The 19,062-nt window shown below is 70.0% G+C and carries 21 protein-coding genes; 11 read left to right on the forward strand and 10 right to left on the reverse strand.

Annotation, left to right across the window (positions count from 1 at the left end; all coding sequences use genetic code 11):
• Positions 1-533, reverse strand: a 533-nt coding sequence (locus VEB62_RS15780) for an Hsp70 family protein (protein WP_324801877.1), incomplete at its 3' end; no start/stop codon positions are given.
• Between the two features lie 298 nt (positions 534-831).
• Here VEB62_RS15780 and VEB62_RS15785 point away from each other — a divergent pair.
• The 3 genes from VEB62_RS15785 to VEB62_RS15795 are packed head-to-tail and all read left to right on the forward strand — an operon-like array spanning position 832 to position 2,792.
• Positions 832-1,197, forward strand: a complete 366-nt coding sequence (locus VEB62_RS15785; RefSeq protein WP_324801879.1) for a hypothetical protein — start codon at positions 832-834, stop codon at positions 1,195-1,197.
• 3 nt (positions 1,198-1,200) lie between these two features.
• The gene (locus VEB62_RS15790) at positions 1,201-1,833 is read left to right on the forward strand and encodes an alpha-ketoglutarate-dependent dioxygenase AlkB (protein ID WP_324801882.1); all 633 of its coding nucleotides are present in this window, start codon (positions 1,201-1,203) and stop codon (positions 1,831-1,833) included.
• A 56-nt stretch (positions 1,834-1,889) separates the two neighbouring features.
• A complete protein-coding gene (locus tag VEB62_RS15795) occupies positions 1,890-2,792 on the forward strand; it encodes a dienelactone hydrolase family protein (protein ID WP_324801885.1) in 903 nt (300 codons plus the stop codon).
• Positions 2,793-2,828: 36 nt separating this feature from the next.
• Here the strand turns inward: VEB62_RS15795 and grpE are convergent, their stop codons facing one another.
• From grpE to VEB62_RS15810, 3 genes are read right to left on the reverse strand one after another with little or no spacing between them, the layout of a single operon-like run.
• Complete coding sequence (grpE, locus tag VEB62_RS15800; RefSeq protein WP_414642069.1) at positions 2,829-3,422, reverse strand: nucleotide exchange factor GrpE; 594 nt, start codon at positions 3,420-3,422, stop codon at positions 2,829-2,831.
• A 38-nt stretch (positions 3,423-3,460) separates the two neighbouring features.
• Complete coding sequence (hrcA, locus tag VEB62_RS15805) at positions 3,461-4,537, reverse strand: heat-inducible transcriptional repressor HrcA (RefSeq protein ID WP_324802068.1); 1,077 nt, start codon at positions 4,535-4,537, stop codon at positions 3,461-3,463.
• A gap of 8 nt (positions 4,538-4,545) precedes the next feature.
• Positions 4,546-5,103: a GNAT family N-acetyltransferase gene (locus VEB62_RS15810; protein ID WP_324801888.1), complete on the reverse strand. Its 558-nt coding sequence runs from the start codon at positions 5,101-5,103 to the stop codon at positions 4,546-4,548.
• Between the two features lie 46 nt (positions 5,104-5,149).
• On the opposite strand from VEB62_RS15810, the gene rph reads away from it, so the two are divergent.
• Positions 5,150-5,875: a ribonuclease PH gene (gene rph / locus VEB62_RS15815; RefSeq protein WP_324801890.1), complete on the forward strand. Its 726-nt coding sequence runs from the start codon at positions 5,150-5,152 to the stop codon at positions 5,873-5,875.
• A gap of 9 nt (positions 5,876-5,884) precedes the next feature.
• On the opposite strand, the gene VEB62_RS15820 is transcribed toward rph, so the two are convergent.
• Positions 5,885-6,682, reverse strand: a complete 798-nt coding sequence (locus VEB62_RS15820) for an enoyl-ACP reductase FabI (protein WP_324802072.1) — start codon at positions 6,680-6,682, stop codon at positions 5,885-5,887.
• A gap of 244 nt (positions 6,683-6,926) precedes the next feature.
• Between VEB62_RS15820 and VEB62_RS15825 the strand changes: the two genes are divergently transcribed.
• Positions 6,927-8,528, forward strand: coding sequence for an ATP-binding protein (locus VEB62_RS15825; protein WP_324801892.1), 1,602 nt, complete (start codon positions 6,927-6,929; stop codon positions 8,526-8,528).
• Here the strand turns inward: VEB62_RS15825 and fabB are convergent.
• The 3 genes from fabB to VEB62_RS15840 form a co-directional block, all read right to left on the reverse strand.
• Positions 8,525-9,754, reverse strand: coding sequence for a beta-ketoacyl-ACP synthase I (fabB, locus tag VEB62_RS15830; protein ID WP_324801895.1), 1,230 nt, complete (start codon positions 9,752-9,754; stop codon positions 8,525-8,527). The two genes, VEB62_RS15825 and fabB, sit on opposite strands and share 4 nt — an antisense overlap.
• Positions 9,755-9,808: 54 nt before the next feature.
• Positions 9,809-10,339: a 3-hydroxyacyl-[acyl-carrier-protein] dehydratase FabA gene (fabA, locus tag VEB62_RS15835; RefSeq protein WP_324801899.1), complete on the reverse strand. Its 531-nt coding sequence runs from the start codon at positions 10,337-10,339 to the stop codon at positions 9,809-9,811.
• Between the two features lie 111 nt (positions 10,340-10,450).
• Positions 10,451-10,921 (reverse strand): SH3 domain-containing protein, encoded by a 471-nt coding sequence (locus VEB62_RS15840; protein WP_324801902.1) that lies wholly within the window; start codon positions 10,919-10,921, stop codon positions 10,451-10,453.
• A 119-nt stretch (positions 10,922-11,040) separates the two neighbouring features.
• Here VEB62_RS15840 and VEB62_RS15845 point away from each other — a divergent pair, with 119 nt between their 5' ends.
• Positions 11,041-12,027, forward strand: coding sequence for a 2-hydroxyacid dehydrogenase (locus VEB62_RS15845; RefSeq protein ID WP_324801904.1), 987 nt, complete (start codon positions 11,041-11,043; stop codon positions 12,025-12,027).
• Between the two features lie 80 nt (positions 12,028-12,107).
• The gene (locus VEB62_RS15850; protein ID WP_324801907.1) at positions 12,108-14,147 is read left to right on the forward strand and encodes an alpha/beta hydrolase family protein; all 2,040 of its coding nucleotides are present in this window, start codon (positions 12,108-12,110) and stop codon (positions 14,145-14,147) included.
• On the opposite strand, the gene VEB62_RS15855 is transcribed toward VEB62_RS15850, so the two are convergent.
• Both VEB62_RS15855 and VEB62_RS15860 read right to left on the reverse strand, forming a co-directional pair.
• The gene (locus tag VEB62_RS15855) at positions 14,144-14,878 is read right to left on the reverse strand and encodes a HesA/MoeB/ThiF family protein (RefSeq protein ID WP_324801910.1); all 735 of its coding nucleotides are present in this window, start codon (positions 14,876-14,878) and stop codon (positions 14,144-14,146) included. The two genes, VEB62_RS15850 and VEB62_RS15855, sit on opposite strands and share 4 nt — an antisense overlap.
• A gap of 53 nt (positions 14,879-14,931) precedes the next feature.
• Positions 14,932-15,321, reverse strand: coding sequence for a BLUF domain-containing protein (locus VEB62_RS15860; protein ID WP_324801914.1), 390 nt, complete (start codon positions 15,319-15,321; stop codon positions 14,932-14,934).
• Between the two features lie 142 nt (positions 15,322-15,463).
• Here VEB62_RS15860 and hslV point away from each other — a divergent pair, with 142 nt between their 5' ends.
• The 4 genes from hslV to VEB62_RS15880 all read left to right on the forward strand — a co-directional run bounded on the left by hslV (position 15,464) and on the right by VEB62_RS15880 (position 18,955).
• Positions 15,464-16,024, forward strand: coding sequence for an ATP-dependent protease subunit HslV (gene hslV / locus VEB62_RS15865; protein ID WP_324801917.1), 561 nt, complete (start codon positions 15,464-15,466; stop codon positions 16,022-16,024).
• Positions 16,025-16,087: 63 nt separating this feature from the next.
• Positions 16,088-16,969, forward strand: coding sequence for a Cif family virulence factor (locus VEB62_RS15870; protein ID WP_324801919.1), 882 nt, complete (start codon positions 16,088-16,090; stop codon positions 16,967-16,969).
• A gap of 19 nt (positions 16,970-16,988) precedes the next feature.
• On the forward strand, positions 16,989-18,290 hold the full coding sequence (gene hslU, locus VEB62_RS15875) for an ATP-dependent protease ATPase subunit HslU (protein WP_324801921.1): 1,302 nt from the start codon (positions 16,989-16,991) through the stop codon (positions 18,288-18,290).
• 32 nt (positions 18,291-18,322) lie between these two features.
• Entirely contained in the window at positions 18,323-18,955 is a 633-nt protein-coding gene (locus VEB62_RS15880) for a hypothetical protein (RefSeq protein WP_324801924.1), read from the forward strand.
• Positions 18,956-19,062: the final 107 nt, after the last annotated feature.

The raw sequence follows: 19,062 nt of genomic DNA on the forward strand, positions 1-19,062 counted from the left end.
GCCAGGGCGGCCGCGGTCGGCTCGTTGATGATGCGCAGCACCTCGAGGCCGGCGATCTTGCCGGCGTCCTTGGTGGCCTGGCGCTGGGCGTCGTTGAAATAGGCCGGGACGGTGATGACGGCCTGGGTCACGGTTTCGCCGAGGTAGGCCTCCGCGGCCTCCTTCATCTTGCCGAGCGTGTAGGCCGAGACCTGCTGGGGCGAATAGTCCTTGCCGTGGGCCTTGACCCAGGCGTCGCCGGTCGGACCCTTGACGATCTCATAGGGCACCATGCCCTTGTCCTTCGCCACCACGGGATCCGTGAAGTTGCGGCCGATCAGGCGCTTGATGGCGAAGAAGGTGTTGGTCGGGTTGGTCACGGCCTGACGCTTGGCGGGCTGGCCGACCAGCACCTCGCCATTGTCCTGGATGGCGACGACCGACGGGGTCGTGCGGTTGCCTTCCGCATTCTCGATAACCTTGGGGTTCTTGCCGTCCATGACGGCCACGCACGAGTTGGTGGTGCCCAGGTCGATGCCGATGATCTTGGCCATGTGTTTGGTCTTTCACTCCATTTCAGCGGGCGGTGCGGCGGCCTTCTAAAGCTAAGCGCCGCGCGTGACCGCCCCTGGTGTCAGGGTCTTGGGTCAGTTGTACGGTTCCGGCGGAAAGCCCCACGCACTGCGGGGTTTTCCGGCGGCTGTCGCCGATATGGGAAACACCCCCCGGCCCGCAAGGCCTGATTGCGATTCAACATCAGTCTCCGTCAGGTGTGTCACGAAGCGCGCAACGGCATATAGTCGGTTCCGACGGCCGATCCCGACACCGGGACGGCCGAGGCAGGAGGGGGCCATGATCGCCCGCAGACCATTCACCGCCGCCATGATCGCCGTTTCGCTCGGCGTCGCGGGCTTCGCCGGCGGCGCGCCGGCCCCGGAGGGGCAGTCGCGCGACGGCCAGAACCGCCGCGTCCGCGTCCACAACCAGACCGGCGTGGTGTTGCAGAAGCTGCAGGCCGCCGACGTGCGGACCGGAACCTTCGGGGGCGACCTGCTGGGCGGAACCGCCGTGCCGAGCGGCGCCAGCGCGCCGGTGCTGATCGACGACGGCGCAGGCGGCTGTCTCTACGATCTGCGGGCCGAACTCGCCGGCGGCCAGACCCTGCTGCGCGAGAACATCAACGTCTGCCGCATCGCCGACTACTACCTGACCCGCTGAGCCGTGGTCCGGGGCGAGATCGACACCGGGCTGGAGGGATTCCGCCTGTGGCCCGGGGCGCTTTCGCCGGCGGACCAGGCGGGCCTGCGCGACGCGGTGCTGGCGGCGGTCGGGGCGGCGCCCTTCTACCGGCCGACGACCAGGACCGGCCGGCCGTTCTCGGTCGAGATGAGCAATCTCGGCCCGCTGGGCTGGGTCTCCGACCAGGCCGGCTATCGCTATCAACCGACTCATCCCGCGACCGGCGCGCCGTGGCCGCCGATGCCGGAGCGGCTGCTCCGGTTGTGGAGCGAGCTGACGGGCTGGCCCGAGCCGCCGGACGCCTGTCTGGTCAATCTCTACCGGGAAGGGGCCCGGATGGGCCTGCATCAGGACCTCGACGAGGCCGACCGGAGCGCGCCCGTGCTGTCGATCTCGCTGGGAGACACGGCGGTGTTCCGGATCGGGGCCGCCGGCGGCGGGCCGACGCGGTCGGTGCGGCTGGCCTCCGGCGACGTCTGCGCCCTGACCGGTCCGGCGCGGCTGGCGCGGCACGGAGTCGACCGGATACTGGCGGGCTCTTCCGGCCTGATTCCCGGCGGCGGGCGACTGAATCTGACCCTGCGCCGGGCCGCGCCAGCTTCACGGCAATCGTGACTCGACGCCCGGAAGCCTCGGCGGCACTGTCCCGCTTTCCCGAGCCGGAGGCCCCTATGCCAGACCTGATCCGTCCCGAAGGCCCCGAGCCCGACGACTTCCGCTTCAGCCGCCGCGCCCTGGCCGCGGGCGGGCTGGGCGGTCTGTTCTTCGCCGGCTACGCCCCGGCGGCGCTGGCCCGCCAGGCCGCGCCGATCGCCACCGACGACAACGATCTGACCATCGAAACCACCACCATTCCGGCCCCGGACGGCTTCGCCCTGCCCGTCTATGTGGCCCGCCCGACCGGCGCCGGGCCCTTTCCTGTGGTGATCGTCGTGTCGGAGATCTTCGGCGTGCACGCGTACATCCGCGACGTCTGCCGGCGGCTGGCCAAGGCGGGATACGCCGCCATCGCGCCGGCCTTTTTCAACCGGGTCGAGGATCCGGCGCCCATCGCGGACATGGCGCGGGTGCAGCAGATCGTCGCCGCGGCGGGGTATGAGCAGGTCATGGGCGACATCGCCGCTTCGCTCGACTGGGCCAGCCAGCAGTTGTGGGCCAACGCCGAACGGGTGGGGATCACGGGCTGGTGCTGGGGCGGCAAGGTGGTGTGGCAGGCCGCGGCGCGATTCGCGGCCATCGACGCCGGCGTGGCCTGGTATGGCCGCCTCGCCCCCGCCGCCGACGCCACGCCGGAACAGGTCGCCGCCGGCGGGCCGTGGCCGGTCGATCTGGCCGGCGACCTCAAGGCGCCCGTGCTGGGCCTTTATGGCGAGGCCGATCGCGGGATTCCGCTGGCCAGCGTCGAGGCCATGCGCAGCGCCCTGCAGCGCGCCGGCCAGACCGCCAGCGGGATCGTGGTCTATCCGGGCGCGCCGCACGGCTTCCACGCCGACTACCGCGACAGCTATCGCCCGGCCGACGCGGCGGACGGCTGGGCGAAGCTGCTGGCGTTCTTCGAGGGGCGGTTGAAGTAATCCTCCCCCAAGCGTGGCCCCGGGGGAGAGGGAGGATCAGGCCGTGCCGTCAAAATTGCCGCCGTCGGAGTCCATCGCCTTCGCATAGGCGGCGTTGCCGGCCGCGGCGCCGGAGCCCTTGGCGGCGACCACGACCATGGCCGGGCGCACGGTGCGGCCGAACAGGGCGTAGCCGGCCTGCAGCGTCTGGATCACCCGGCCGCCCTGAACCGCGTCCGACGGCTGCTCCATCATGGCCTGATGCAGGTGCGGGTCGAACGGATCGCCGGCCTGCGGCTCGACGCGCTTGAGATTGTTGGCCTCGAAGGCCGACAGCAGCGACTTCTGTGTCAGTTCCAGCCCGGTGACCAGGCCGGCCTCGCCGGCGTCGGCGTTCTTCGGGGCCGCCTGCAGGGCCCGCTCGAGGTTGTCGGCCACGCCCAGCAGGTCGCGGGCGAATTTCTGGATGGCGTAGGCGCGGGCGTCGTTGTTCTGGGTCTCCGCGCGCTTCTTCGTGTTCTCGGCCTCGGCCACGGCGCGCAGGGCGCGGTCCTTCCACTGGTCGCGTTCGGCGATCAGGGCGTCGATCGGGCCAAGACCATCGTCCTGTTCGGTCTCGTAGCCTTCCGTCTCCGCGATATCGGCGGCCAGTTCCCCGGAGGTCGGGATGTCGTCGTCGTGAATGTCGCTCAAGTCTCTTGTCCGTCCAGAATCCGGCCCAGCACCCGGGCGGTGTAGTCCACCAACGGGATGACACGGGCGTAGTTCAGCCTCGCGGGCCCGATGACGCCGATGGCGCCCAGCACCCGCTGCCGGCCCGTCATATAGGGCGCCGCGATCACAGCGGAACCCGAAAGCGAAAACAGACGCGTTTCCGCGCCAATGAAGATGCGTACGCCCTGGGCCGTGGACACCCCGTCCAGCAGGCCGATCAGCTGTTCCTTCTGCTCCAGGTCGTCGAACAGGGTCCGCACCTTCTCCAGATCCTCGACCGTCTCGCTGTCCTGCAGCAGATTGGCCCGGCCGCGCACGATCAGGGCCCGCTCGCGCTCGGCCCCGCCGGACCAGGCGGCCAGCCCGTCCTCGACCAGCCGGGCGGCGGCGGCGTTCAGTTCGCGGCGGGCCGCGTCCAGTTCGGTGCGCATCTCTGTGCGCGCCTCGTGCAGGGGCCGTCCCTTGAGCCGCGCGTTGAGGAAGTTTGAGGCCTCGGTCAGGGTCGAGGGCGTCACCCCGGCCTTGAGCGGCATCAGCCGGTTCTCGACCGTGCCGTCGTCGCCCACCAGCACGGCCAGGGCCTGGTCGTGCCCCAGCGCCACGAACTCCACATGCTTGACGCCCGCCTCGCGGACCGGACTGGCGACGATGCTGGCCCCGCCGGCCAGGCCGGAGAGCAGGGAGGAGGCCTCGTTGAGCGCCTCGTCGAAGCTGCGGCCGCTGCCGGCCAGCCGGGCGTCGATCTCGCGCCGCTCCTCGGCCCCGACATCGCCGATCTCGAGCAGGCCGTCGACGAACAGGCGCAGGCCGGCGTGGGTCGGGATGCGCCCGGCCGAGGTGTGCGGCGAGCCCAGCAGGCCGGCCAGGGTCAGGTCCTGCATGGTGTTGCGGATCGAGGCCGGCGACAGGGCCACGCCGGTCAGTGACAGCGTCCGGGACCCGACGGGCTCCCCGGTCTGGAGGTAGCTCTCGACGATGCGGCGGAAGATGTCGCGGGCGCGCTCGTCCAGCGCGACGAGGCCGCCCGTTTCGATCGCCGCCGGGGTCAGCAGGGGCGGCTTCACGACCCCGCCTCCCACCGCTCGCGCGTCAGCCGATGCACCAGACAGTCGTCCTCGCCGAACATCCGGCGGCCGACCGGCTCGAAACCCAGCCGCCGGTAGAAACGGTGGGCGTCCGTGTTCGAGGCCAGCGGGTCGATGACGATCGCAGTCACGGCCGGGTCGGCGAAGCAATCATTGATGGCGAGGGTCATCATCCGCGTGCCGTAGCCCTGGCCGAGCGCGTCCTTCGGGCCGATCCAGATGTCGAGGGCCCGCAGGTCCGGCTCGATATCGCCCCAGTAGTGCTCCGGCTCCCGGCGCGGGTCGATGACCTGCATCACCCCGATCGGCCGCCCGTCCACCTCGGCGATGCGGTAGAAACTGACCGGCGACTGCGCCGCCAGCTCCTCGCGCCAGACGATGCCGCCGAAGGCGACGTCCGCGTCCGGATCGTCCGTCGAACAGGCGATGACGTGCGGCTCGCGGTCCCAGCCGGCCAGCAGATCGGCGTCGTCGACCGTCGCCGGGCGCAGCCGGACGTCAGTAGGCGCGGACAGGGGGGAATACAGGCTCACGGTTTCAGGATAAGCAGCCCCGCCGCCCCGTCCAAGGAAATCGCTCATGTCGACCGCCCGCCCCTCAGAACGCGCTCCCGAACAGCTCCGCGCCGTGACGCTGGAGACCGGGGTCAACCGCTACGCCGAGGGCTCCTGCCTCGTCACGTTCGGTCATACCAAGGTGCTGGTCACCGCCTCGGTCGAGGAGAATGTGCCCGGCTGGATGCGCGGCAAGGGGCAGGGCTGGGTCACCGCGGAATACGGCATGCTGCCCCGCGCCACCCACACCCGCGGCCGCCGCGAGGCCGCCTCGGGCAAGCAGACCGGCCGGACCCAGGAGATCCAGCGGCTGATCGGCCGCTCGCTGCGGGCGGTGGTCGATCTGAAGGCGCTGGGCGAGCGGCAGGTGGTGCTGGACTGCGACGTGGTCCAGGCCGACGGCGGCACCCGCACGGCGGCGATCACCGGGGCCTGGGTCGCGATGGCCAGCGCCTTCGACTACCTGCGCGCCGAGGGGGTGCTGAAGGCCGACCCGATCCTCGATCAGGTCGCGGCCATTTCGTGCGGCGTGTGCAGCGACCAGCCGGTGCTGGACCTCGACTATGAGGAGGATTCCACCGCCGAGGCCGACTCGAATTTCGTGCTGACCGGCTCGGGAACCATCGTCGAGATCCAGGCCACCGGCGAGAAGCGCGGCTTCACCCGCGCCGAGTTCGACCGCCTGTTCCAGCTGGCCGAGGGCGGCTGCGCCGAGCTGTTCGCGATGCAGCGGGCCGCGCTGGGGCGGTAGCGGAGGGCCTCAGCCCTCCTCCCCGTCCGGCAGGCCCATCATGTGGAAGCCGGCGTCGACGTGGATGATCTCGCCGGTGGTCGACAGGCCCAGGTCGGAGCACAGCCACAGGGCGCAGCCGGCGACCCCCTCCATCGTGGTGTCCTCCTTCATCGCCGACATGGCCCGGCCCTGGGCGATCATGCCCCGCCCGCCCGAGATGCCGGCCAGCGACAGGGTGCGCATGGCGCCCGCCGAGATGGCGTTGACGCGGATGCCCCTGGGCCCGAGGTCGCGGGCGATGTAGCGGGTCGCCGCCTCCAGCGCCGCCTTGGCCACGCCCATGGTGTTGTAGTTGGGGATGGCCCGCTCCGAGCCGAGATAGGTCATGGTGACCAGCGAGCCGCCGTTGGGCATCAGTTTCGAGGCGCGTTTCGCTACGTCGACGAAGCTGAAGGCCGAGATGTTCATGGCCAGCAGGAAGCTGTCGCGGCTGGTGTTGTCGACAAACGAGCCCTTGAGCTCGTCCTTGTTGGCGAAGGCGACGGAGTGGACCACGAAGTCGATGGTCCCGAATTCCTTCTCCAGCTCGGCGAAGGCGGCGTCCATCGAGGCGTCGTCGGTGACGTCGGCCTGGATCAGCAGTTTCGCCCCGACGCTCTCGGCCAGCGGGCGCACGCGGCGCTCCAGCCCCTCGCCCAGGTAGGTGAAGGCCAGTTCTGCGCCCTGGGCCGCCAGTTGCGAGGCGATGCCCCAGGCGATGGAGTTGGCGTTGGCCACCCCCATGATCAGGCCCCTCTTGCCCTGCATCAGGGTTCCGGTGGGCATGTTCCAGCCTTCGGCGCTCGCCATGGTCGGTCTCCATCTCTATGGGCCCGCCCGGGGCCTCTGCTGATCGGGGCCTTTCTGGACTCACGGGCGCCGTGAAACAAGGTCGGTGGTCTTCGCCGGTCGCCCCTGCTCCGGGTCCTGATGAATCTTGTTGAAATTGCTCAATAAGTTTCACATTCAGCCAACCGCTCGTTAAGCGCCGCCGCCTAGACCGTTCCCCGTTCGGCAACGGGGAGCGGAAATGGCGCGGATCGGCGACTATGCGGAGACGGCGACACCCGTGACCCCGGACACCCCGGGGTCGGCAGTCTACGACCGGTTCAAGGCCGAGCCGAACACCCTTGTGATCGCGGTCGTCGACGACGAGAGTCGGCCGCTGGGGCTGGTCGAGCGCAACGTCTTCCTGTCGAGCATGGCGGCGGCGTTCGGGCGGGAGCTCTACGCGAGGCGACCGATCTCGGCCCTGATGAACAGGACGCCGATGATCGTACGCGCCGAACAGGGCGCCGAGGCCTTTTTCGACGCGATCGATTCATCCGAGGCGGGTGCGCTGCTGGGCGGCTTCATCGCCGTGTCGAAGGGCCGCTACGTCGGCGTGGGCACGATTCTGGAGGTGCTGCAGGCCGGAAGCGCCCTCTACCGCCGGCGGGCGCAGGAGATGGGCGAACTGGCCCGGGGCCTGGCGCTGGCCGAGGCCGAGGCCCGCGCCTCCAGCCGGGCCAAGTCGGAATTCCTCGCGGTGATGAGCCACGAGATTCGTACGCCACTGAACGGCGTGCTGGGCGTCGCAGGCCTGATGGAGCGCAAACTCACCCAGGAGGAGCTGCGGCCCCACGTGGAGACCATCCTGGCGTCGGGTCAGAGCCTGTTGCGGCTGCTCACCGACGCCCTGGACATGTCCCGGGCCCAGGCGGGCATGCTGACGCTGGAACCCGCGCCGATGCGACTGGGCTCCCTGATCGCGGACCTCGACGCCCTGTGGCGGGCGCGGGCCGAGGAGAAGGGGCTGCGGCTGCGGGTGGGCGGCGACACCATGGGGCATGAGTGGGTGACGGCCGACGTCCAGAGGCTGAAACAGTTGCTCAACAACCTGATCGGCAACGCCATCAAATTCACCGACGCCGGCGAGGTCCTGGTCGACCTCGACGCCTCGGAGACGGAGGACGGCGTTCAGGTCGTCGGCGTGATCGACGATACAGGGCCGGGCCTCTCCGAGGCCGAGGCGGCGACCGTGTTCGAACCGTTCAACACCGGCGACGCCGCCCGGGAAGGCGCGGGAGCCGGCCTGGGCCTCGCCATCTGCCGGCAGATCGTCGAGCGGATGGGCGGCTCCATCGCGGCCGGGGCGTCGCCCCGGGGCGGAGCGCGCTTCCGCTTCGTGGTGACGGTTCCGGCGGCCGAGGAAAGCGCCTTGGCCGCCGCCGAGGTCATGGCCGAGCCGACGCCGCACGCAACCCTGCATGTGCTGGTGGCCGACGACAACGCCGCCAACCGCTTCCTGGCCGGCAAGCTGCTGGAGCTGTTCAACTGCACATTCGAGACGGCGGAGAACGGGCGGGCGGCGGCCGAACTGGCGGCGACGAAACCGTTCGACCTGGTCCTGATGGACATCAAGATGCCGGTGATGGACGGGGTCGCGGCGACGCGGGCCATCCGCGCCCTGCCGACCGCCGCGGCGCGTCTGCCGATCCTGGCCCTGACCGCCAACGCCGACGAGCGCGACGCTGCGGGCTATCGCGCGGCCGGGATGAACGGGGTGGTCCAGAAGCCCATCCAGCCCGACGCCCTGCTGAACGCCATCCGCCTGGCGATGACGCAGGAGCGGATGGTCGAGGCGGCCTAGACCTTCGACAGGATCAGCGTGCCGTTGGTCCCGCCGAAGCCGAAGCTGTTGGACATGACATGCGTCAGTTCGCCGTCGTGGCGCTGGCGCAGGATGGGCATGCCCTCGAACTCGGGGTCGAGGTTTTCGATATGGGCGCTCTCGGCCGCGAAGCCGTTCTTCATCATCAGCAGGCAGTAGATCGCCTCCTGCGCGCCCGCCGCGCCGAGCGAGTGGCCGGTCAGCGACTTGGTCGAGGAGATCACCGGCATCTGGTCGCCGAAGACGTTGCGCACCGCGCCCATCTCCTTGGAGTCGCCCACCGGGGTCGAGGTGCCGTGCGGGTTGAGGTAGTCGATCTTCGGATTGCCGGCCATTTCCAGCGCGATCTTCATGCAGCGCTCGGCGCCCTCGCCCGAGGGGGCGACCATGTCGTAGCCGTCGGAATTGGCCCCGTAGCCTGTGACCTCGGCGTAGATGGTCGCGCCGCGGGCCACGGCCCTTTCGTATTCTTCCAGCACCACGATGCCGGCGCCGCCGGCGATGACGAAGCCGTCGCGGTCCCTGTCATAGGCCCGACTCGCGGTGGCCGGGGATTCGTTGAAGTTGGACGACATGGCCCCCATGGCGTCGAACATGTTCGACATCGACCAGTCGATGTCCTCGACGCCCCCGGCGAAGACCACGTCCTGCTTGCCCCAGGCGATCTGTTCGGCGGCCGCGCCGATGCAGTGGGCGCTGGTCGCGCAGGCCGAGGAGATCGAATAGTTGATCCCCTTGAGTTCGAACCAGGTGGCCAGGACGGCCGAGGGGCCGGAGGCCATGGCCTTGGGCACGGCGAAGGGGCCGATGCGCTTGGGCGAGCCCTTGTCGATGGTGGTCTGGGCCGCCTGCAGGATGACCTGGGTCGAGGGGCCGCCCTCGCCCACGATCAGGCCGATGCGCTCGGACTTGATCTCGTCGGGCGTCAGGCCCGAGTCCTTCAGCGCCTCCTCGAAGGCGATGTGGCCCCAGGCGGTGCCGTTGGCGAGGAAGCGGGCGGCGCGGCGGTCGACCAGCGGGGCCCAGTCCTCGGCGGCCACGCCCAGCGACGGCGGGGCCCAGACCTGCGAACGGAAGCCGTGCGCGGCGTGGTCGGCAGCGTGCTGCACGCCGGATTTCGCCTCGCGCAGGGAGGCGGTGACCTCATCCTGGCCCGTGCCGATGGATGAGACGATACCCAGTCCGGTGACGACGACACGCCGCATGGTGGTTTCCTTCTTGAACTCTGACCGCCGCGTTTCCCGCGATCTAATGACGAATCAGCCGCCGACGGGTTCCGTCGCGCCGAACAGGCCGACCCGCATGTCGGTGGCCGTATAGATGGGGACGCCGTCGGCTTCGAGAACCCCGTCGGCGATGCCCATGACCAGGCGGCGGTTGATGACCCGCTTGAGATCGATCTTGTAGACCACCTTCCTGACGTCCGGGGTCACCTGGCCGGTGAATTTGACCTCGCCGACGCCCAGCGCCCGGCCGCGGCCCGGGCCGCCGATCCAGCCGAGGTAGAAGCCGACCAGCTGCCACATGGCGTCGAGGCCGAGGCAGCCCGGCATCACCGGATCGCCGATGAAATGGCACTGGAAGAACCACAGGTCGGGATGGATATCGAGCTCGGCCTCGACATAGCCCTTGCCGTGGGCGCCGCCGTCCGCGTTGATCGTGGTGATGCGGTCGAACATCAGCATCGGCGGGGCCGGCAGCTTCGCATTGCCCTCGCCGAACAGTTCGCCCCGGCCGGAAGCCAGCAGCGCCTCATAGTCGAACGAAGAGGGACGATCGGGTTGGGTCACGGGCGCTCGCATTCAGATGGCCGGCGGCGCGGACGCCGCTCCTGGCCGGGTGTGGCCGTCGGGTTACACGAGCGCGGGAGCGGGCTCAACCACTGCTGTCGGCGCAAGGCTTCAGCGCCGTCCCGTTCCCGCCGGTCGCGCCGCGTTGCACAGGGGGCGTTCCTGGGCGCCGAACACGGCGGACTGGCGCACCCAGCCGCGCAGCCGCCCGGCCCGGACGCGGCACCAGCCGTCCTCGCACTCGTCCATGGCGACCAGCGAGCGGGGCGACAGCCGGGCCCGCACCGGCGAGGTCTCCGACCGTCCGGCATGGATGGGAATCTCGCGCTCCGACGCGTTGAAGACGCTGCGGCGGCTCGACACCACGCTACGGTGGACCCAGGCGACGGCGCCCTCGGGATCGCAGATCTTGCGCCATTCGGTGGTCTCGGCGATCACCTGCACCGGCAGGCCGGAGATCCGGTATTCCCACAGGATGCGGTGGTCGAGCCCGGGCCCGAAGCGCGCGTGCACCTCGGACGATTTCAGCGACAGCCAGCGGGGCACCGGCTGGCCGCTGGGCGTCGGACGGCCGTCGGGCATGGTTTGCGCGGCCCCGGCCAGCACGGCCGCGCAAACGGCGGCGGCGGTTGCAACCAGCCTTTGGAAGCGGGGACGAGCTTTGCTAGACACGTGGACGTCCGTGAAATCGAAGGCTCCGAATGTCCGCGCCCAGACTTAAGGTCGTGTTAACCAGACGCCTGCCGGACGCGGTCGAGACGCGGATGCGCGAGCTGTTCGACGCCGAGCTGAATCTGACCGATGCGCCGATGGACCGGACCGCCCTGGAGGCGGCCGTGGCGCGCGCCGACGTTCTGGTCCCGACCATCACCGACGCCATCGACGCCGGCCTGATCGCGGCGGCCGGCGGGCAGCTGAAGATGATCGCCAACTTCGGCGCGGGCGTGGATCACATCGACGTCGAGGCGGCCGTGGGGCGGGGGCTGATCGTCACCAACACCCCGGGCGTGCTCACCGAGGACACCGCTGACCTCGCCATGGCGCTGATCCTCGCGGTCAGCCGGCGGATCGTCGAAGGGGCCCAGGTCGTCGCCGAGGGGCGGTTCGAGGGCTGGACCCCGACGTGGATGATGGGGCGAAAGCTGTGGGGCAAGCGGCTGGGCATCGTCGGCATGGGCCGCATCGGCCAGGCGCTGGCGCGCCGGGCGAAGGCGTTCGGCATGCAGGTCCACTACCACAACCGCAAGCCGGTCCCGGAGATGATCGCCGAGGAGCTGGGCGCGACCTGGTGGGATGATCTGGACCAGATGCTGGCGCGGATGGACATCATCTCGCTGAACTGCCCGGCGACGAAGGAGACGCACCACCTGCTGTCCGCCGAACGTCTGGCCCGGCTGCAGCCGCACGCCCTGCTGATCAACACCGCCCGCGGCGAGCTGATCGACGAGGCGGCGCTGGCCGACGCGGTGGCGCGGCGCGCGCTGGCCGGGGTCGGGCTGGACGTCTACGAACGCGAACCGGCGGTCCATCCCGGCCTGCTGGGCCACGCCAATGTCGTGCTGCTGCCCCATCTCGGCTCGGCGACGCTCGAGGCCCGGCAGGACATGGGCGACCGGGTCATCGCCAACATCCTGACCTTCCAGAACGGCCACCGCCCGCCCGACCGGGTGATTCCCGCGATGCTCTGAACCAGCCCCCGGGGAACGCGGCCGGCTTGACGGACAACGCCCTCTCGCCGAAACCCTTGAACGGGAATCAGGGGCGTCCAATGCAGTCTTTCCGTGTAGTCGCCGCCGCGTGCGTAGCCGCCATCATATTCGTCGCCCCGCCGGTGCTGGCCGATCCGCCGACGATCGCCGACTTCGTCGAGGGGCCGGCGCTCAGCCAGGCCAGCCTGTCGCCCTCCGGCCGCTACCTCGCCTGGGCGGTCCGCCGCGGCGACGAGACCTCGGTGCAGATTCACGACCTACAGGAGGGAACGGGAGTTTCGCTCGATGGCGGCCAGGCGCGCGAGCATTTCGGCGGAGTCTACATCGACTGGATCCGCTGGAAGTCCGATGACCGCCTGCTGGTGGGCATGACCCGCCTCGAAATCCGCCGCGCCGGCGGGCGCGAGAACGGCCGCATCCGCGCCCTGACCTACGGCGAGTCCGTCCTTTCCGTTCCTCGCGACGGAAGCAGCTTCGTGCGGCTCAAGGCCCCCGGGACGGAGGACGCGCTCCCGGGCGAACTTCTCGACACCCTGCGGGACGATCCGGACCACATCCTGATGCGCTATCGCGACAGCCTCGGCGGCCTGGATGTTGCGCGCGTGCACGTCCTGACCGGCGAGGCCGAGAGGATCATCGACGGCCATCGTCGGGTTCTGGACTATCTGACCGACCGCCGCGGCGACGTGGTCGGCCGCATCGCCTATCGGGGCGCGACGGGTCGGGTGGTCCTGATGGAGGCCCTGAATCCCGACGGCGGCTGGAGCGAGGTCTATCGTATCCGGCGCGACGAAATACGCGACCTGCCAGACTATCAATTCCTTGGCGCGACGGACGAACCGGGCAAATATTACGTCGCCGTCCAGCCGGAGGCCGCCGAGGGGGCCAACACGGCCGCGGTGCATGTGTTCGACTTCGCCACCCGCACCATGGGGCCAGCGATGTGGAGCCATCCCGAATACGACGTCACCGGGGCCGTTTTCGACGCCGAGACCTCGGAATTGGTCGCCGGTTGCTACTGGGCCGACATCTATCGCTGCGACTTCAAGGATCCGGGCGAGGATGCGGTCATGACCGGCATCCGCCGCTTCTTCGGCGATGACTGGAGTGTGCGCGTCGTCTCCCAGGCCGAGGATGGCTCGCGCTGGCTTGTCCGCGCCTCGGCGCCAGACAATCCCGGGGAATACTACCTGTTCAACGTCGCTGACCGGCACATGAATTACATCGGCTCGATCTATCCGCGCCTGCCGGAGGCCGGCCTTGGCCAGATGAGGCGGGTCGACTACGCCGCCGCCGACGGCCAGGCCCTGTTCGGCTACCTGACGCGACCGCCCGGGGCCGCGCCGGACGCCGTCCTTCCGCTGGTAGTGTTGCCGCACGGGGGGCCGGAGGCGCGCGACACCCTGAGCTACAATACCTGGGCCCAGTTCCTGGCGACGCGGGGCTACCAGGTGTTCCAGCCCAATTTCCGCGGCTCATCGGGCATGGGCAAGGCGTTCACCGAAGCGGGACACCGCCAGTGGGGAGGCCGCATGCAGGGCGATGTCACAGCCGGCGTCGAGCATCTGATCGGCCAGGGCCTCGCCGACCGCGGGCAGGTCTGCATCATGGGCGCCAGCTATGGGGGTTATGCGGCGCTGCTGGGCGGGGCGACCCAGCCCGACCTGTACCGCTGCGTCATCTCGATCGCCGGACCGAGCGACCTTCTGACCATGTTGCGCTGGGAGCGCTCCGAGGCCGGATCGGACTCCGACCGGTATGACTACTGGGTCCGGTCGATCGGGGACCCGCGCACCGACCGCGAAAGCATCGAGGCGGCCTCGCCCTTGCGCCGGGTTGAGGCCTGGCGTCCGCCGGTGCTGCTGATCCACGGCGATAAGGACGATGTGGTCCCTGCGGCCCAGTCGCGCGACATGGACCGGGCGCTCCGCCGGGCCGGGAAAGATGTGCGGCTGGTGATCATGGAGGACGCCGATCACAGCGACTGGTCGACCGCCGAGGAGTCCCTGGTGTTGACCGAGATCGCTTCCTTCCTGGGCCGCCACCTGCCCGTTGGCGGTCCCGCGGCCCCGGCGCCGGATGTGGCGGCCGCGCCCTAGCCGCACACCGGGCAGGCCGGGTCCGCGGGGACGCCGACCGTGCGCGCCACGCCGGCCAGGCCGTCATAGATCAGCAGCCGTCCGGTCAGGGCCTCACCCGCGCCGGTGATCAGCTTGATCGCCTCCAGCGCGGCCATGGCGCCGACCACGCCCGCCAGCGCCCCGACTATGCCGACGCGGGCGCAGGTCTCGGCGTCCGGCGGGATGTCGGGCACCAGGCAACGATAGCAGGGCCGCCGCGCGAACACCCCGACCTGGCCGCTCCAGCGGCCCAGCGCGCCCGAGACCAGCGGCACGCCGCCGGCGACGCAGGCGGCGTTGACCGCGAACCGGGTCGCGAAATCGTCCGTGCCGTCGATGACGAGGTCGCTGCCTTCCAGCAGCCAGGCGGCGTTGGCGGTGGTCAGCCGCTCGGCCGCGTCCTCGATCTCCACATGGGGATTGAGCCCGGCCAGCCGTCGGGCGCCCGCCTCGACCTTGAGGTCGCCGATGCTCTGGTCCGAAAAGGCGATCTGGCGCTGCAGGTTGGACAGGCCGACCACATCGTCGTCGATCAGCCGCAGCGTCCCGACGCCCGCCGCCGCCAGATACAGGGCCGCAGGCGCGCCGACCCCGCCGAGGCCGACGATGGCCACCCGCGCGGCCTTGAGCCGCTGCTGGCCCGGGCCGCCGATTTCGGCCAGCACCAGGTGGCGCGCATAGCGCTCGATCTCGTCGTCGGAAAAGCTCACCCGTCCCAGTTAGGGCCTCCGGAGCCGCCCGTCACGCCCTCCGCCGGGGGACGTCACGCGGCCTTGCGGATATCCAGCAGCGCCTCGGCCTCGTTGGCGGTGACGCGGGACAGGCAGTTGAGGCCGACCCGTTCCAGCAGGGCGGCGGGATCCCCGCACAGGCCCATGGGCTCGTGGATGCGGCGGGCGCTGATCGGCGCGTCGATCAGGATGCGGAAGCCGGAATGCCGCGGGTCGTCGAGCAGGCGCCGGATCAGGCGGTCCACATCGGCGCGCTGGCCCTCGATCGCCTGCAGGATATGGCCCTGGTGGAACATGACGCAGCTGGTCAGGTGGTCGCGGCGGTTATTGCGCTCGGAGACGCCCAGGATCTGGGCGATGGACAGGGTCGAGGCGCCGACGGCGCCGACGGCTTCGCTGGCGTAGATCACGCGGTGAAGCACGACGCTTCCCTCATATGGCAATTTCTGGGGTATGGATTGTCAGGCTAATGGCCTGGATTGGTCAGAATATGGCTCAGCCTGGCTATTGGAATCACGTCGCAAACGGCTTGCCGCGCCGCATTTTCGTCTCCATCTGAAACGGATGACGAACGCGAACGACACTTCCGCCCCGGGCTGGCACGGGACCACCATTCTCGCGGTGCGCAAGGACGGCCGCACGGTGATCGCCGGCGACGGCCAGGTTTCCATGGGCCCGACCATCGTCAAGGGCGCCGCGCGCAAGGTGCGGACGCTCGCCGGCGGCAAGGTGCTGGCGGGCTTCGCCGGGGCCACGGCCGACGCCTTCACCCTGATCGAGCGGCTCGAGGCCAAGCTGGAGCAGTATCCGGACCAGCTGGCCCGGGCCTGCGTCGACCTGGCCAAGGACTGGCGCACCGACCGCTACCTGCGCCGCCTCGAGGCCATGCTGCTGGTTGCAGACAAGACCTCGATCTTCACCGTCACCGGGGTCGGCGACGTGCTCGAACCGGAGCATGGCGTGGCGGCGGTCGGTTCGGGCGGCAATTTCGCCCTCGCCGCCGCCCGCGCCCTGCTGGACCATTCCGACATGGACGCCGAGACCATCGCCCGCCGGTCGATGGCCATCGCCGCGGACATCTGCGTCTACACCAACGGCAACCTGACCGTGGAGACGCTGGACTGACCCTGACAGGGATTTAACGGGACAGCGCCGCCCGGCTGGCGTTCCATGCCGGCGGAGGATCCCATGCGCCATCTCGCCGCTCTCGCCCTGCCCCTTGCCCTGCTGGCTTCACCGGCTCTCGCCCAGACGCCGAACGTGGCGGAGGTGGTGGCCGCCGAACGCGCCTTCGCGGCCGATGCGCCGTCGATGGGCATCGCCGGCAGCTTCAACAAATGGTCGGTTCCCGAGGCGATCCTGATCGCGGGCGGAGAGCCGCGCACCATCGGCGAGGTCTATCCGGACGGACCGAAACCCGCCGACGAACCGCTGCTGGAGTGGTGGCCGAATTTCGCCGGCATCGCCCGCTCCGGCGACCTCGGCTTCACCACCGGCGGCGTGGCGCTGAACGGCCAGCGGACCGGGCACTATTTCACCATCTGGATGCGCCAGCCCGACGGCTCGTGGAAATGGGTCTACGACGGCGGCTCGGGCGCCAGCGCGGCCGACGTGCCGGGACCGGACAGCGAGCCGGCGATTTTGCCGGTGGCCGCGCAGGGCTCCGCCTCGCCGGAACGGGCCATGATCGAGGTCGAGGCTGTGGAGGCCGAACTGGCCGCCTTCGCCCACGACCAGAAAGCGGTTCATCTGCGCATGCTCGCTGACAACGGGCGGCTCTATGTGGCGCCTTTTCCGCCGGCGATCGGGCGCGAGGCCTTCGCCGGGGCGCTGGAGGGATGGCCGGCCGGGTTCGCCTTCGGTCCCGCTGAGGGCGGCGGGTCGTCGCAGGCCGGGGACTTGGTCTGGACCTACGGAGGCGCCGCCTGGACCCGGGACGGGCAGGCGCGAACGGGGCACTATGTACGGCTGTGGCAAAGGCAGGAGGCCGGCTGGAAGATCGTGCTGGCGCAGCTGATCCCGGCCCCGCCGCCGCCTCCAGCGCCGCCGCCCCCTCCCGCCGGGGGCTGAGCCGCCCTATCTGCGTCCCATGACCGACCTCTCTCCCCGCGAAATCGTTTCCGAACTCGACCGCTTCATCGTCGGCCAGGACGACGCCAAGCGCGCCGTGGCTGTCGCCCTGAGGAATCGCTGGCGGCGCAAGCGCGTGCCCGAGGACCTGCGCGACGAGGTCACGCCCAAGAACATCCTGATGATCGGCCCCACCGGCGTCGGCAAGACCGAGATCGCCCGGCGGCTGGCCCGGCTGGCGGGGTCGCCCTTCCTCAAGGTCGAGGCGACCAAATTCACCGAGGTCGGCTACGTCGGCCGCGACGTCGACCAGATCATGCGCGACCTGGTCGAATCCGCCCTGGTCATGGTGCGAGAGAAGCGCCGCACCGGCGTCAAGGCCAAGGCCGAGGCCGCCGCCGAGGAACGCATCCTCGACGCCCTGGTCGGGCCGGGCTCGCAGCCGGCGACCCGGGACAGCTTCCGCAAGAAGCTGCGCGCGGGGGAACTGGACGACAAGGAGGTCGAGCTGTCGCTGGCCGACACCGGTTCGCCGATGCAGGGGTTCGACCTGCCCGGCGGCGGCAACGTCGGCATGATCAATCTCTCGGAGATGCTGGGCAAGCTGGGCGGCGGCCGCACCAAGACGGTCAAGCTTCCGGTGCGCGACGCCGTCGGCCCCCTCGTCACCGAGGAGAGCGACAGGCTGCTGGATCAGGACAGCCTGACCCGCGAGGCGCTGCTGCTGGCCGAGAACGAGGGCATCGTCTTCCTCGACGAGATCGACAAGGTGGCGGCCCGGCAGGGCGCCTCCGGAGCCGATGTCAGCCGCGAGGGGGTCCAGCGCGACTTGCTGCCGCTGATCGAGGGCACCACGGTGTCGACGAAATACGGGCCGGTGAAATCCGACCATGTGCTGTTCATCGCCTCGGGGGCCTTCCATGTCGCCAAGCCGTCGGACCTGCTGCCCGAACTGCAGGGGCGGCTGCCGATCCGGGTCGAGCTCAAGGCGCTGACCCGCAATGATTTCGTGCGCATTCTGACCGAGCCCGAGGCCAATCTGATCCGACAGAACCAGGCCCTGCTGGCCACCGAAGATGTCAGACTGACCTTTACGGACGACGCCATCGAGGCGCTGGCCGACGCGGCGGTGGCGGCCAATTCGACGGTCGAGAACATCGGCGCGAGGCGGCTTGTGACGGTGCTGGAGCGGGTGCTGGAGGAGACCAGCTTCAAGGCCGCGGACCTCTCGGGCCAGACCGTGGCCTTCGACGGCGATCAGGTGCGGGAGAAGGTCGCCGATCTGGCCCGCGACGCCGACCTCAGCCGCTTCATCCTCTGACGTCGGCGGGCGGACTGGCCTGACCGCAAAGCTTGCGGCAGGGTGTCGGGATGCTTCTGCTCGCACTGCTTCATGTCCTGTCGCAGGATCCCCCGACACCGTCGGTCCTTCCGCCTGCGCCTGTGCCCGTCCCGTCGCTCCCGGCCGGCTCCCGCGTCCGCCGGCCGGAGTATCAGATCGGGCGGTCGCCGGCGGACTATCTGGTTTACCAGGGCCGCTTCACGGAAGCGGGCGTCGAGGCCCTGCGGCCCATGATCCGGCCGGACGATACAGTGGTCGTGAGCGGCGACGGTGGAGACCTGGCGAGCGCGCTGAAGATCGCCCACATGGTCAATGCGGCTGGCGGGTCTGTCCGCATGTCAGGTCATTGCTACCGGGAATGCGCCGCCATCGCGACAGTGGCTGACCGGTTCGTCGTCCCCCACGGCGCGAGCCTGCTGTTCACGCGATCGTCGCTCCTGGCGGCTGACAACCCTGCGGGGCGGTCGCTGGCCGCTTGCATCCCCGCCGCTGTGCCCGATCGGGGACTGGCGTGGCTGGCGCCCGGGGTGATCGCGGGCGCGGGCCTGACGAATATCGAGATCGAGTGGAGCCTCGATCCCGATGCCCGCGCGAGCTATGAGCGACTTACCGGTCGCGAGATCGCCTGGATTGACGCCTGCTGAGACGGCATCGATGGCGAATGCGGCGCCTCGCGGAGCGCATCACCCCGCCAGATTCTCGACCGCCTGCCCGAACGGCAGGGGCGGCTGCCGATCCGGGTCGAGTTGAA

The organism is Brevundimonas sp., from assembly GCF_035626975.1.
In the GTDB taxonomy this organism is placed as follows: domain Bacteria; phylum Pseudomonadota; class Alphaproteobacteria; order Caulobacterales; family Caulobacteraceae; genus Brevundimonas.

Bases quoted from the DNA above. Each gene is read 5' to 3' on its own strand.
- VEB62_RS15785 (WP_324801879.1), top strand. From the start codon at position 832: ATGATCGCCCGCAGACCATTCACCGCCGCCATGATCGCCGTTTCGCTC.
- VEB62_RS15795 (WP_324801885.1), top strand. From the start codon at position 1,890: ATGCCAGACCTGATCCGTCCCGAAGGCCCCGAGCCCGACGACTTCCGC.
- rph (WP_324801890.1), top strand. From the start codon at position 5,150: ATGTCGACCGCCCGCCCCTCAGAACGCGCTCCCGAACAGCTCCGCGCC.
- VEB62_RS15820 (WP_324802072.1), bottom strand. From the start codon at position 6,682: ATGCCCACCGGAACCCTGATGCAGGGCAAGAGGGGCCTGATCATGGGG.
- VEB62_RS15825 (WP_324801892.1), top strand. From the start codon at position 6,927: ATGGCGCGGATCGGCGACTATGCGGAGACGGCGACACCCGTGACCCCG.
- fabB (WP_324801895.1), bottom strand. From the start codon at position 9,754: ATGCGGCGTGTCGTCGTCACCGGACTGGGTATCGTCTCATCCATCGGC.
- VEB62_RS15840 (WP_324801902.1), bottom strand. From the start codon at position 10,921: ATGCCCGACGGCCGTCCGACGCCCAGCGGCCAGCCGGTGCCCCGCTGG.
- VEB62_RS15845 (WP_324801904.1), top strand. From the start codon at position 11,041: ATGTCCGCGCCCAGACTTAAGGTCGTGTTAACCAGACGCCTGCCGGAC.
- VEB62_RS15850 (WP_324801907.1), top strand. From the start codon at position 12,108: ATGCAGTCTTTCCGTGTAGTCGCCGCCGCGTGCGTAGCCGCCATCATA.
- hslV (WP_324801917.1), top strand. From the start codon at position 15,464: ATGACGAACGCGAACGACACTTCCGCCCCGGGCTGGCACGGGACCACC.
- VEB62_RS15870 (WP_324801919.1), top strand. From the start codon at position 16,088: ATGCGCCATCTCGCCGCTCTCGCCCTGCCCCTTGCCCTGCTGGCTTCA.
- hslU (WP_324801921.1), top strand. From the start codon at position 16,989: ATGACCGACCTCTCTCCCCGCGAAATCGTTTCCGAACTCGACCGCTTC.